6 protein-coding genes, 1 tRNA gene and 1 rRNA gene are annotated in these 14,621 nt (G+C 61.0%); 2 read left to right on the forward strand and 6 right to left on the reverse strand.

Annotation, left to right across the window (positions count from 1 at the left end; genetic code table 11):
- Positions 1 to 19: 19 nt before the first annotated feature.
- From VJZ71_13120 to glmS, 6 genes are all read right to left on the reverse strand, one after another.
- Positions 20 to 2,746 carry a multicopper oxidase domain-containing protein gene (locus VJZ71_13120; protein ID HKQ49006.1) on the reverse strand — a complete coding sequence of 909 codons (2,727 nt, stop codon included), beginning with the start codon at positions 2,744 to 2,746 and terminating at the stop codon, positions 20 to 22.
- Positions 2,695 to 3,600, reverse strand: a complete 906-nt coding sequence (locus VJZ71_13125; GenBank protein HKQ49007.1) for a DNRLRE domain-containing protein — start codon at positions 3,598 to 3,600, stop codon at positions 2,695 to 2,697. Before VJZ71_13125 ends, VJZ71_13120 begins: the two co-directional genes overlap by 52 nt.
- A gap of 269 nt (positions 3,601 to 3,869) precedes the next feature.
- A complete protein-coding gene (locus VJZ71_13130) occupies positions 3,870 to 5,480 on the reverse strand; it encodes a sialidase family protein (protein HKQ49008.1) in 1,611 nt (536 codons plus the stop codon).
- Positions 5,481 to 5,609: 129 nt separating this feature from the next.
- Positions 5,610 to 7,046 carry a choice-of-anchor tandem repeat NxxGxxAF-containing protein gene (locus VJZ71_13135; GenBank protein ID HKQ49009.1) on the reverse strand — a complete coding sequence of 479 codons (1,437 nt, stop codon included), beginning with the start codon at positions 7,044 to 7,046 and terminating at the stop codon, positions 5,610 to 5,612.
- A 466-nt stretch (positions 7,047 to 7,512) separates the two neighbouring features.
- Positions 7,513 to 9,837: a hypothetical protein gene (locus VJZ71_13140; protein ID HKQ49010.1), complete on the reverse strand. Its 2,325-nt coding sequence runs from the start codon at positions 9,835 to 9,837 to the stop codon at positions 7,513 to 7,515.
- A gap of 234 nt (positions 9,838 to 10,071) precedes the next feature.
- A complete protein-coding gene (gene glmS, locus VJZ71_13145) occupies positions 10,072 to 11,901 on the reverse strand; it encodes a glutamine--fructose-6-phosphate transaminase (isomerizing) (protein HKQ49011.1) in 1,830 nt (609 codons plus the stop codon).
- Between the two features lie 300 nt (positions 11,902 to 12,201).
- Here glmS and VJZ71_13150 point away from each other — a divergent pair.
- Positions 12,202 to 12,275 (forward strand) — tRNA-Arg (locus VJZ71_13150).
- A 723-nt stretch (positions 12,276 to 12,998) separates the two neighbouring features.
- A 16S ribosomal RNA gene (locus VJZ71_13155) occupies positions 12,999 to 14,579 on the forward strand.
- The last annotated feature ends 42 nt before the right edge of the window (positions 14,580 to 14,621 follow it).

Genomic DNA, 14,621 nt, shown 5'->3' on the forward strand with positions numbered 1-14,621 from the left:
GGCCTGTCGCCGATCGCGCCTACGGGCAACCCTCCAGCAAGAGACAATCGACAAAAAGCGGTATGTCGATGACGGCGTCGAGTTCGCCGCTTGAGTCTACGTCCGCGCCGCACCAGGCCGCCGTGCCCTCGATCGCCCCGCCGAGCAGGGCATCGACGAATAACTGCATGTCCTTGCCGTCCACCAGCGTGTCTTGGTTGGTATCTCCCGGAATACACTTCGTCTCGAACTGCCGCATCATTTCATGCTCTTCATGTTCCAGAATGTGGCAGTGATAAGAGTATTTCCCGGTGAAATTCTCGAACTTGCAGATCACCTTGGTCATCTGGTTGGGATGCACCATGACCGTGTCCTTCCAACCGACTTCATTGGGCTCGGGGGGAAGGGGATCGCCGATGGGCACGATCTCTTCATTAACGACCTCGAAGTTCTGCCGATTGACCACCTGGAACATCACGAGGTGCATGTGCATGGGGTGCGAGACGCCGGAGCGGTTGATGAAATTCCACGTTTCGATCGTCCCCAGGATCGGATATTCCGTAATCGTGTCATAGGGCAGGTCGTTGATCATCCACATCGACCCGGTGCAGGCATCGGCCATCTTGCGAAGGACGAAATCGCGCGCGACCGCGGCATCATTGGGGTTCAGAACGTCCAAGGGTCGCAATGCAGTTGGCAGCGCATCGGTATCGCCGGCCTCCGCCGTCACGATCATTTTCATGACGTTGGGAAGCTCGTGCATGGGATCGCCGTTGGGGTAGGGCGCGGCGGCGGTGTTCAATAATAAAACCTCCGTCCCTGCCGAAAGACCGCCAAAATCGACGACGAGGTCGGCGCGCTCGCCCGGCCCAATCAGGACGTCGCTCATTAAGACCGGCGCCGCAAGCAGACCGCCGTCCGTTCCGATCTGATGGAACGTCATGGCATTGGAGAACGCGAGACGAAGCGTTCGCGAATTGCAGCCGTTCAGCGCCCGCATCCGATACTTGCCCTGTTTGACGTTGAGATAGGGCCAGACTTTGCCGTTGACCAGCATCTTGTCACCGAAGAAATGCTCCTGGTGAGTCGCGGGGTATTTCAGCGAACCGTCGGGGTAGAAGTTGCGGTCCTGAATGATCAGCGGCACATCGAACTCGCCCGACGGAAGATTCAGGGACTGCTCGAACGCGTCAGTGATGACGTAGCCGCCTGCGAGCCCCATGTACACGTTCAGCCGCGTGATTCCCAGCGCGTGGTCGTGGTACCAGATCAGCGACGGCAGTTGGTTGTTCGGATAGAAATAGGATTCTGATTCGCCCGGGTAGTATACGTCGTAGGGATAGCCGTCCGACGCCATTGGCACGTGACCGCCGTGCAGGTGCGTGACTACCTTGGCCGTGTTTTCTGCCCCATGAATGCACAGTTCGACCGGCAGGTAGTGCGTGGTCCGCAAATTGCCCTGCTCGTCCCGCAGGTCATTGATCCAGTTCACGACCACGGGCACGTCGCGGGTCGCCAGGATCGTCGGCCCTGGGTACATCCCCTCAAAGCCCCAGACCGTCGTCGGCGGTAGTTGCTGGTGCAGGGCCTGTTGGAACTGGACAATGTGCATGTCATAAGTGGCCTCGCCGCCGGGCACGCCTGTGGTCGGCGTGGCTAATGGCGGGATCGGGAGAGGATCCAGGTAGGGTGTCAGGATGATGGGGCAGAGATCGGCGGTACACGGCGCGTTATCGCCCTGATATGTACCGCTCTGCGTCGCGCAATCGGCGGCGGTCGTGACCACGCAGTTACCGCTGTTGAGGCAGCATGCGCCGGTGGGCTGCGGACACGGGTTGGGCGTGCAAGTTGTGTTGTCGCCTTGGTAGGTTCCGCCGCAGTTTGATTCGACAACCACCTGGCAGGAGCCGTCGGTGAAGCAGCAGGCTCCCGTTGGCTCGGCGCAGGGGTCCGGGGTACAAACTGTGTCATTGCCCTGGTAGGTTCCACCTTGACTGGTGCAATTGGCCTCCGTCAATACTTGACAGGGATTGACCGGGAAGCAGCAGGCGCCCGTTGGCGGACTGGGGGGTGAATAGGTGACGGCGAGGACCGGGCGATAGCTGGGCGTGGCGCTTTGGCGGCTTTCGAAGCGCTTAGCCGTTTTGTCTGTGATCTCATTACCGATAATGACCCAGCCGTTGTTCGAGCCCGGCGTGTTCACCCAGCCCTGCACGTCAGCATTCAGTCCGGCCGACGACCATGAATAGTATTGATTCTGGTTGTTCACCGAAGTCGTGGCGCTGGCGGTCGCCACGTAATCGCCGCCGGATGCGGCCCACGACGTGAGGGGATAGAAGCGATAGGTCCAGGTGGCGTCTCCGGAAGCGGCGCTTGCGCCGCTGCCCTCCTCCCCCGGCGCATGGGACGTGCCCTCGCCCCAGGAGGCATTGAGGCGGTGCAATCTGATGTTCTCGGCGCCCGATCGCTCCCGGGAACAATACAGCGTCAAAGTTGCGCCGGTTATCGTCGAGCCCGTCGGAACGGCGCTCAGGTCGAAGCGAATCAATGCGCGACGTAGCTCTCCGGCGTCGGTGCGGCCGGCGAAGAACGAATTGCCGGCACCGTTGCTCTGGTTTCCGTCCTCGTTGTACATCGTGTTGTCAGCCGCGGCCCCGACCGTCAACGTGACCGCCTCCGCCCTTACGCCATTGAGCGGGACACACAGCGCGAGTGCTACCCAGAGCCAACGTGAGAAGACCGAGTGACAGGGGAGTTGAGGGGACATGATGCATTCCTCCGAATGAGTCGCCTTTGCGGTCGTCGCGACCGCACCAACAAAAGGACGAACAACCATCCGACGCAGGAAGGTTCAGGAACGAATTCAATGGTCAGGATCGGGCGCAGCGCCGGGTCGGCGGCCTCGCGCGTGGCAAACCGTTTAGAACTGCTGGCTTCGTTCTCGTTGCCGAGCAAGATCCATCCGAAATTACCGGAGGGGTTGTCGAGGAAGCTCTGCACATCGGCGACGAGGGACGCAGTCGACGGCCACGAATAAAAGCCCTCCTCCGCGACAATGGCGAAGGTGCTGGCCGTTGGGGCAAAATCACCGCCCGGCGTCGTCCAGAGATCGGAGCCGTAAAGGCGATGGGTCCAGGTGGCGTCGCCCGGCGCGGCTGGCGCGCCGCTCCCCTGCCCGCCCCCCGCGATGGTCGTGCCTTCGCCCCAGCTTTGGTCTATGCGGTGGAGGGAGATTACCTGTGGCGAAGTATTGGCCGCATCATTGAACAAGGTCAGCGTCACACTCTCGATGGTCGAACCGGTCGGGATCGCCGCCGATACATCGAACGCCAGCAAGGCTCGGCGCGCCGAGTAGGTGCTTGCGGAATTGCGGCCCGCGAACATCGCGCTGCCCCCACCATTGCTCGCGTCGCCTTCGGCATCGTCATACAAGGTATTGTCCATGGAGGGCGCCAGTGTCGCCGACGCGACGGCCTGCCTGCCGAGGCTTGTGCTTGGCGAAAAAAGGTCCGCGGCGATGAGACCGTGAGCCGAACTGATGCTTGGGACGACGGCCCCGAAGATCGTGGCCACCAAGACGGAGACCGGGGAAGGGGCGCGGATCGGTGCAGGACGAAACATGTCTGTTTCTCAGGTACTGCCCGCGAGGCGAATAAACGAAGGTCCCCCGCCGGAGGAAGGCCCCGCGGGCTCGGTTCCGGCAGCCATGGAATAGTTGAAGGGGTTAATAGGCAATCGGCGTGCCAGCGATCCCGAAAAAAGCGCCCGCAGGGAATGAGGAAAAATCGACGATCGAGGGATCGGATAGCGGAAGAATGCGCAGCAATAGCGGACTTTTCCGCAATCGCCTTGTCGGGGGGTTGAGCGAGAAATCCGGCAAGTTCAGGCGATTAGATGCGCCTGCGCCGCGAACGATTCCGTCGCAAGATCCGCCTGCGGCCACCGATCGTCAGCGACAGAGTGAACAGCGCGGCCGGCAGGACGCCCTGCGCACAAACTCCGCACTGCGGTTCGCAGGGATCGATGGTGCCGTTGGCGTCGGAGTCGGGTTGACATTCGTCCGGCACGCCGTTGCCATCGCAATCTTCGCTGGTACCTTCGACGATATCGACGCCGTCGGCGACGAAGTTGGTGTTGCAGTCCGGCAGGCCGAACCGCGCTGTCAGTATGTCGTACTCCATGCTGATGCCGCCGGCGAGGTCGTTGTCCGAATACCAGACGCCCACGAACTGGCCTCGACCGTCGGCGGCAATGCGTGGAACCGCATCATAGCCTTGTCCATCCGTGGAGGCATTGGTGTTGAAGAGGGCGGGCGGCGACCACGTGGTCCCCTGGTCCGTGCTCAGGGAGACGAAGATGTCACCCTCGGTTCCCGTGGTTCCGCCGAGGTCTTCGTAGGACTGCCATACGACGACCCAACCGCGCTGCGGATCGATGGCAATATCGTGGTCGTTATCCCCGTCGGCGTTTGAGTTGAGCGGCGCGGGCGCCGACCAGGTCGCGCCGTTGTCGACGCTGAGCGCGAAGACGAGATCGCCGTCGGTGCCAAGGGACCCGTCCAAACTCGATCTCCATACCGTAATCCAATGGCCCGCGCCATCCGTCGCGACGCGCGGATCACTGTCCCCTCCCATGTCGGTGTCGGCATTCGTATTCAGGGCGGCCGGCAGTGTCCAAGTCGCGCCATTGTCCGCGCTGCGGGTAAAGAAGATGTCGTGGTCTGTCCCCAGGTTTCCGCCGAGATCTTCGTTCGATTGCCATACCGCTACCCAGTTGCCCAAGCGATCCGTCGCCAGATGAGGGCGCAAATCGCGGCCGGTATCAGCGGCCCCATTGAGGTTGAGCAGCGCCGGAGGCGACCACGATATGCCGTTGTCCTCGCTCCGCGACACGAGTAGGTCCTCCTCACTCATGCTGGTCGGGCCGTCCTCGGTAATCCACGTCGCCACCCAGGTGCCCTGGCGGTCGGTGACGAGCTGCACGCCGTGGTCGCGGGTTGCTCCGTCGGTCACGGCATTGGTATTGAGGACTTGAACTCCTGTCCACGTCGTTCCATTGTCGGTGCTGCGAATGAACAGGATGTCATAGTCTGTATGAATGACACCGCCGACATCCTCGTTCGAGTACCAGGCGACGACCCAGGTGCCTGCTCCATCGGTGGCGATTCGCGGATCGTCATCAACTCCGGAGTCGCTCCCCGCGTTGGCGTTGAGCGCGACCGCAGCGCTCCACGTGGCGCCGTTGTCCGTGCTCCGGGCGAAGAGGAGATCCCGGTCAGTTCCAATGGTGCCGCCCAAGTCCTCATTGGAGGCCCAGACTGCGATCCACAAACCGAGACCGTCAGTAGCAATCTCTGGCGGTTCGTCATCGCTCGCATCGCCGACGGCATACGAATTTAAGAATGTCGGCGCCGAAATGGGGCTGGGGAGCTGCCCTCGTGCCGTGTCGGCGGACCAGAAAAGCCCGATCGCCAGAACAACGAGAATCCTCTTACTTGGCATGATTGCACCTCTCCTATCCAAAAGGCAAACATTTCGCGAGGTTAATTTTCGATGACTGGGTACACGGATCGCCTTAATTGGTGTCGAAGTACGACCGTCGTCGCTCGCCCGTGGTGCAGGTTCGACGACCTAGTGTACTCCGGACCGTCGGCGAGTCCACCTCCAGCCGAGCAGCACCATCGGCGTGAAGAGCCCCATGACCGGGAAGACGCCGGGCGCGCAGCAACCCGCAGGGGCGGGCTCCAGGCAGTCCGCCATTCCGTTCATATTGGCATCCGCCACATCATTGGCCCCAGGACACGCGTCGCATGGATCGCCCACGCCATCCGCATCGCTGTCCGCCTGATCAAGATTGGCCAGCCCCGGGCAGTTGTCCGATGGATCGGCGACACCGTCGACATCCACGTCCGGGTCGGCGCGATAGATCCTTGTCCGCAAATCCGACATTTTCGCCACAAATCCGATTTGCCCCTGTTCGCCCAAACCCCGCGGACTCATGTAGACGTCCATGACGGTCAATCCGTCGAGCGGGTCATCCGTGGCGATCACCTTGTCCGCCACCGGGTCCGGGCCGGTGTAGATCCCGCTGCCGCCGCCCGATGGGCGCGCGCGGTAGGCCACAGTGCCCGCGTTGTTGATCGACACGAAGTACAATTCTGCAAAGTTGTCCGTTGTATCGGCGACCGTGATCGTCGGTCCCCCGTCTCCTTTGAGAATCATCGTCTCCGTCGGGACGTCCAGCACCACCCAAAAGGCGGCAACCCCGGCGTTGTTGAAGTCCGGCTCCCCAAAGAACTGGAACGCTCCAGTGTCATCCGCGATGGTCATGGTGGGCCCGCCGTCGCCCTTGAAGACGCCGTGGACGCCGGAGTTCAGCGTCCCCTGAAACGCGACCACCCCGAAATCATTGAGCGAGGCGATACGGGCCAGGGAATTGAAGCCGGCGAGCGTGCTGGCGATCGTCGTCTCTGCGCCGTCCATTCGGATAATCTCCTCCCCGCCACCGTCCAGCACCGCCATGTAGGCCACCGCTCCGGAGCTGTTAATCGAGGGCAAGCTGCCGAAATCGGCGTGCGGGCCACTCGAATCCTCAATCGTCGTCGTCGACAGTCCGTCGCCGGTGAAGATGCCGAACTCGCCACTGTCCAATTCCGCGTAAAAGACCACTGTGCCCACATGATTGATGTCGGGGGACGCCGGAATAAAGATGCCCATGACCGGCTCATACTCAAAACTTGCGAACGCGCCGCTGGTGTCGGCGATGGTCGTCGTCGCGCCGCCGTTGCCGGTGAAGATGCCGCTCCCGCCCGAATCAAGATTGGCGAAGAAGGCCACGACCCCATGTTCATTGACCGCGGGCGCGCCATGTCCGCCGGAGTCGGAAAACGACGAGAACTCACCGCTGGTGTCGGCGATCCGCGTGAAGACGTAGTCGATCGCGCGGGCGTCTTGATATGAACCGAGCAGCGAGGCCAACGCCCACAGCGGCAGAGTCCGATGCCAACTCAAGCGACGGGGCCGCCGTACGAGTTTCGACTCTCTCCAATTAATTTTCATGTTCGACATGCTCCCTTCTTCCTGACTCGACAGCCGTTGTTGCGCGCCTGTTACAGGCCCGAACGTTTCGATGTCGAATCATGCGAACCCCGATGCGAAGGTCCGGGGCGTCGCGGCGTGCGAGGGGATTATGCGAGGATGATCATCCTACTGAAGGCATGACAACGTCACAATACGAAATGGATTTGCGGATTGCAAAAACCGGGGTGGAATACCTACGTTGATGCGTATTTGTACGTGTGCGTATGCTGCACGCAATCGATTGCGACACAAACGCCAATGGCTCTGCGGGGCTGCGTCGGGGAGAATGCACTCAGATTGGCTGCAAATGGAGATGAAAAGTCAAGAATCAGATTACGAAGTCGCGGCGCGCGCGGGCGAACCGCTTCGAACTCCAGTGCGCGCTCAATCGGCCACGGCCGTGTCGTAAATCGGCAACTATGACTGAATCGTCGACGGCAGCGGGGCCTTCAAGCTACCGCCGACTTCGCGTCCACTTCCAGCCGAGCAGCAACATCGGCATGAAAAGTCCAACCGTTGGGAATACGCCAGGCGCGCAGCAACCGGGCGTCGGTTGCGGGCCGGGCGGCACGGGTGGCGGAGGGTCGAGGCAGTCGGCCGTTCCGTTGCCGTTGGCGTCGGCATCGGATACTCCGCAGCCGCATACGCCGGGGGCGGTCTTGCCGGGATCGGCGGGGCAGTCATCGTTGCAGTCGGCCGTGCCGTCGCCGTCGCCGTCGGTGTCGGGGGTGCCGCAGCCGCACTGGCCGGGCGCGGACTTGTTCGGATCGGCCGGGCAGGTATCCAAGTCGTCGCCGACGCCGTCGCCGTCATGGTCGATGATGACAAATTCAACATACCGCAAGTTGTATCCCGCGATCTGCGTGCCGACCAAGACGCCGGCCCGGGTCATTTCAAAGGCCCCGCCCGGCAGGTTGCCCGTTGTGGTTCGCGCCGGCGTGGTGATCAGCAGGTTCCCGTTGCCGAGTTCGGCAAGACCTTGAAATCCGAGAAGCTCAGTGGGGGCATGGCGGGAGACGAACGCACCCGCGGAGGAGTGCGTGACGATTCCACGCAGGTCACCGAAGGTTACCGCCGAAAGGACGGCGCCATCCGACGCCCCCAGCAACTGGAGTGGAGTGCCGTTGATGTCGGCGAAGTCCCCCAGGGAAGCGCCGGCGGAGTCGTATGCATGGATCGCACCGTTGCCAGATCCAGACACGAGCGCGGTTCCGTTGGCGCGGAAGATAATATCCTGTGGGCTGGACAACCCACCGGCGCCTGGCGCGATGAAGTTGCCGACGTGATTCCCGCCGGAGTCGAATTCGGCCACTGCGTTCGCATTGGCGCCGGCGGTAACGCAAACGACTAGATTTCCATTGGGCCGGATAGCCATTCCAAAGGGCGAATCCATGATCGCCAGATTCGCGCCGCCCGCCGGGGCGAAGACGCCCAAATAGTTGCCGTCGAAGTCGTAGGCCTGCACCACGTCCGCCGTGCTGTCGGACACGAGGACGATGTTCTGGTTCGGGCCGAGGATGGCGGCGACGGGACTGGGCAGGTTGACGGGATCGGAGGGAATGAAGTCGGGATCGACGAGATCGCCATCCTCCGGATCAAAGGCCATGACGCGATTGCTGGTGGCGTCGGCGACCAGGAGCAGTCCGACGCGGGAGAGGAGGGCCAGGGCCGGGTCGGCCAAGCCGCAATCGATCGTGCCATTGCCCTGGTGGTCGACGTCCGGCTCGGCGCAACCACAAACGCCGGGTGCGGTCTTGAGGATTCCGAAATCGCAGGTTTCGCAGGCATTGCCAACGCCGTCTCCATCGGAATCGGTCTGCGCGCCGTTGGCGAGCCCGGGGCAATTATCGTCGGTGTCGGATGCGCCATCCATGTCGGCGTCCACATAGACGACGCCGTTAACCAGGAGAACGAACCGGTATTCAGAGTCGGCGGTAGTGCCGTCGTCCTGGATCCGGACATAATAGGTGCCGTCGGCGGGTAACGTCACGGAGCCTGCGGCATTGGCGTCGTCCGTATCAAAGTTGTCGCCTTCGCCCGCGGCCCCCCCGAGAACAGTCGTGCCATCCGTATCGAGGATATGCAAATCGGTGTCCGTAAAGTCGCCGTCGTCGTCGGGATTATCATCCACGATGACCGCAACGACGGCATCTTGAGATGCGGTGAACTCGAAGAAATCGGGGGTACCTCCGAGCGTGCCGCTCATGACAGCCGCGGAAATGAAATCGGCGGTTCCCGAAGAATTGTTAGCTTCGGTCTCCGCGGCGGTCGCGGCGGGGTTGACGACCGCCTGGAAAAGCGAATAACTCGAGATTGTGTCGTCGTCTCCAACCTCAAAAACCTGATAAAAGACGTTTCCGGCCTGCGCGGGGGACACTGCGGCACCGGCAATGGCCGAACTCGAATCGAGGGCCGCCCCCGGCGGACCGCTATCATTGTCTTCTTCGATCAGGCTGCCATCGTGGCCGAGTATTCGCAGAAACGAGTCTATCGACGTGGTTGAGCCGCTGGTATCCACATAGGCGAAGATGAGATCGCCCGCCGCCGCGCCCTCGCGACGATAAAAGTCGCCGTCCCCGTTGGGGGTGATACCGCCCGAGGCGAGTTCATTGTGGCGGATGAAATTCGACTGACCCATGTTGTCGTTTGGCTCTGTCTCGCAAACGAAGCCGCCCAACGTCACACCCAAGACCAGGAATAAGAGGAAGGAGAGGCTCATCGGCCTCAACCACCGCGTCGATCGACTCTTCCGAATTTGCCGGGCGGTCGTTTCACACATGGCTTTTTTCTCCTTCGCGAGGATGTTGCGATCACGCGTAATCGCGCGAGAACGGGACTCATTTGAATCACGAACTACAACAGCCGGGAATCGCTCTGTGATTCCGCTCCGAACGGTCCATTCTAACAAATCGCAGGACGCGGCCAAGCGAAATTGCGCGGATCGAGCGCTCGGTCGAATTGCGCGCCGCATTTCAGATTCAGAATTATCGGACGGGAGAAGAAGCGACCTTCGTCATTCCACTGTCACGGACTTGGCCAGATTCCGCGGCTTGTCCACGTCGCAGCCGCGCAAGACCGCTGCGTGGTAGGCGAGAAGTTGCAGTGGAACGATGGTCACCATCGGCTGTAGCGGCTCGGGGACGTCGGGTACGTAGAAGACATGCTCGGCGAGCGACGCGATCTCTTCGTCCCCCTCGGTGGCGACGACGATCACGCGGCCGCTGCGGGCCCGCACTTCCTCGATGTTGCTGACGACCTTGTCGTACTGGCTGTTCTTCGTGGCGATGAAGACGACCGGCATGTCCTTGGTGATCAGGGCGATGGGTCCATGCTTCATCTCGGCGGCGGGCATGCCCTCGGCGTGGATGTAGGAGATTTCCTTGAGCTTGAGCGCGCCTTCCAGCGCGGTCGGATAGTTGTACCCGCGGCCCAGGTAGAGCCAGTTTTCGGCGTCCTTGAAACGCTCGGCGACTTCGCGGATCGCGTCGCTCTGCGCGGTGATGCGGCGGATCTTATCCGGCAGACCGTCGAGCGCCGTCAGGATCGACAACAAATCCGGCTGCGAAAGATGTCGCCGCCGACCCAGGTACAGCGCCATCATCGTCAGCACGAGCACCTGGCCGATGTACGCCTTGGTGCTGGCGACGCCGATCTCCGGGCCGACGTGCAGATAGATGCCCGCATCCGTCTCGCGGGCGATGGTCGAGCCGACGGCGTTGACGACGCCCAGGCCCAACGCGCCCTTATCTCGCGCTTCGCGAAGCGCGGCGAGCGTGTCCGCGGTTTCGCCCGACTGGCTGATGGCGAGAACGACCGTCCCCGGTTCGATGACGGGGTTGCGATAGCGAAATTCGGAGGCGTATTCAACCTCGGCGGGTATGCGGGCCAGGTCTTCGAAGAGGTATTCGCCGACAAGGGCGGCGTGCCACGCCGTGCCGCATGCCGTGATGATGAACCGCTTCGTATTGACCAGTTCGCGGGCGAAGCTCGCCAGACCGCCCAGGTGGATGCGGCCCTCCGCGAGATTGACGCGCCCGCGCATGCAGTCGGCCATCGCCCCGGGCTGCTCAAAGATCTCCTTGAGCATGAAGTGCTCGTGACCGCCCAGCTCGATGTCTTCGAGCGTCATCTCCAGTTCGGTCACTTCCTTCGTGATGGGCAGCGCGTCGAGCGTGGTCGTGCGGAAGCCGTCGTCCCAGACGCAGGCCATCTCGCCGTCGGAGAGATAGATCACCTGGGTCATGTGCTGCACGATGGCGGCGGCGTCGGAGGCGACGACGTATTCGCCATCGCCGATGCCGATGATGAGCGGACTGCCTTTTCGGGCGGCGACGATCTTGCCGGGCTCCTCGGAGCAGATGACCGCGATGCCGTACGTCCCGCGGACGTCGCGCAGGGCCGTGCGGACCGCCGTCTCCAGATCGCCGTTGTAAAAGTGGCCGATGAGCTGGACGAGCACCTCGGTGTCCGTCTCGCTGCGAAACTCCACGCCGCGATGTTCGAGGTAGGTCCGCAGCGATTGGTAATTCTCAATGATGCCGTTGTGGATCAGGGCGATCCGACCGGTCGAGTCCAGGTGCGGGTGGGCGTTGCGATCGTTCGGGGCGCCGTGGGTGGCCCAGCGGGTATGCGAGATGCCGCAGGTGCCGACCATGGCATCGGCGGCGAGGTGCGATTCGAGGACGGAGATCCGGCCGGCGTGTTTCTCGACTTGCAGCCCGGTGCTTTCGCTCTGGACGGCGATGCCGGCGGAGTCGTAGCCGCGGTATTCGAGGCGCTTGATGCCCTCGATCAGGATGGGACGCGCCTGACGAAAGCCGGTGTAAGCTACGATTCCGCACATAGGGGGTCGCTCCAGGGAATGCCGCAGGGTTGTTCCGGTCCCTGCACGACTCTTATCGGTTAGCGAGAGAGGGGCTCATCTGAGGCGATATTATACGCCAGAAGCAGTCTTGTGAATTGATCCCCTCTCTGAAAGACCTACGGGGCCTGCGGTGGATAGTTCGAGCCAAATCCGACAACGAGCTAGACTATCATCTGCCGGCGGAGCAATTGACGGCGATTCTTTTGTGCATACGGTTGCCTCGATGGAGGCCTGATATTGTGGGGTGACTCGCTCTAGGGTACTCTACCGTCGCCTCTTGCGCCTGTAGCTCAATTGGATAGAGCTTCTGACTTCGGATCAGAAGGTTGGGGGTTCGAGTCCCTCCGGGCGCGTTTTCCAAGCTAAATACGGCCGGCAGCCAATGGCGATATGTACTGTCGTCGAAAACCGCGATTTTCAATTCTCATCGCACCTGCGTAACATTATATATATCAGCATGTTATATGTATTGGATGGAGTTGGTTTCCCCAGCTTGACAAACTTGGATTATGGGCTATATTTTCCATGCCCTAGTCGGTGTTCCGGTGTTAGGTTTCTGCCGGGCCATCTGTCGTGCGTGCCCGCCTCGGCGGGTTGAAAACGGCGACGAAAAGGTGGCGATGGCGGGTTGTCCTGGCTCCGGTTTTTTTTCGCCAACCGGGACTTTACGCGGACTTGCGACGACCGAGCGGTCGGCAAGGCGTGGAAAGTTTTCGCCCGAAGGCGGCTTGACATCGAGGGAGGGTGCCTTAAACTGCTCGGCTCGCCACACAGGGCGAGAGATTGCTCTTTGACAAGTAAACAGAGATCGCCGCGAGAATGTGGGGTTCGGTGCGGACTGCAACACCGCAGCGGACCTAAAAAGATCCTGTCGGACCGCCTCAAAAACAGGCTTCACCTGTTTGGCGGCCGGCCGGGTGTGCCGGCTGGGCGCGAAAGCGTCTGGCCTGCTCAAACATTCTCGTTTTGCAGACGAACGGTTTGAGCTTAGGAGTCTGTCGACATCGAGTCGAGAGACCCTTGTCAAGTTTCAACGAAATCACGGAGCGGGCAACCGCGACGTGTTCGAAGAAAAAAAATCGAAGAGTTTGATCCTGGCTCAGAACGAACGCTGGCGGCGTGGCTAAGACATGCAAGTCGTACGATACGTTGTAGCAATATGACGTATAGTGGCGGACGGGTGAGTAATGAATAGGTAACGTACCCCGGGCACAGGAATAGCGTCGGGTCCCGCAAGGGATCCTTTGCGAAAGTGACGGTAATACCTGGTGACGTCATTGAGGGGCATCTCTCGATGACCATAGGGTGGGGACCTTCGGGCCTATCGGCCTGGGAGCGGCCTATTTCCTATCAGCTAGTTGGTGAGGTAACGGCTCACCAAGGCAACGACGGGTAACCGGACTGAGAGGTTGGCCGGTCACATCGGGACTGAGACACTGCCCGGACATCTACGGATGGCTGCAGTAACGAATATTCCGCAATGGGCGCAAGCCTGACGGAGCGACGCCGCGTGGAGGACGAATTCCTTCGGGATGTAAACTCCTTTTAGGGATCTGAAAACAGAGCGCGCTAATACCGCGCGAGTTGATCTATCCCAGAAAAAGCCTCGGCTAAACCCGTGCCAGCAGCCGCGGTAATTCGGGTGAGGCAAGCGTTGTTCGGAATCACTGGGCTTAAAGCGCGTGTAGGCGGCTCGGTAAGTACCTTGTGAAATCCCTTCTCTCAATGAAGGAACTGCTTGGTATACTGCCGGGCTGGAGGCAGGTAGGGGTCACTGGAACTCTAGGTGGAGCGGTGAAATGCGTAGATATCTAGAGGAACGCCCGTGGCGAAAGCGGGTGACTGGGCCTGTCCTGACGCTGAGACGCGAAAGCGTGGGTAGCAAACGGGATTAGATACCCCGGTAGTCCACGCCGTAAACGATGCACACTAGGTTTGCCTGGCTCTGACGCCCGGCGTGCCGAAACAAAAGCGTTAAGTGTGCCGCCTGGGGAGTACGGCCGCAAGGCTAAAACTCAAAGGAATTGACGGGGGCTCACACAAGCGGTGGAGGATGTGGCTCAATTCGAAGCAACGCGAAGAACCTTACCTGGGTTTGACATGCTAGGATTAGCTTCGTGAAAGCGAAGTGACGCGGCTTGCCGTGGAACTAGCACAGGTGCTGCATGGCTGTCGTCAGCTCGTGCTGTGAAGTGTCGGGTTAAGTCCCTTAACGAGCGAAACCCTTGTCGCTAGTTGCCAGCGCGTAATGGCGGGCACTTTAGCGAGACTGCCGGTGTTAAACCGGAGGAAGGTGGGGACGACGTCAAGTCCTCATGGCCTTTATGCCCAGGGTTGCACACGTCCTACAATGGGTTGGTACAGAGCGATGCAAGACCGCGAGGTGGAGCAAATCGCAGAAAACTGCCCTCAGTTCGGATTGCAGGCTGCAACTCGCCTGCATGAAGCTGGAATCGCTAGTAATCGCACATCAGCATTGGTGCGGTGAATGTGTTCCTGAGCCTTGTACACACCGCCCGTCAAGTCATGGAAGCTGGTAGTACCCGAAGTCCGCTTAGCCAACCGCAAGGAGGCGGCGGCCGACGGTAAGACCGGTGACTGGGACTAAGTCGTAACAAGGTAGCCGTAGGGGAACCTGCGGCTGGATCACCTCCTTTCTAGGGGATACCTAGACGAACGAACTTCGCTTCGGCGAGGAT

Source organism: Phycisphaerae bacterium, assembly GCA_035275405.1.
Classification (GTDB): Bacteria; Planctomycetota; Phycisphaerae; order UBA1845; family UTPLA1; genus DATEMU01.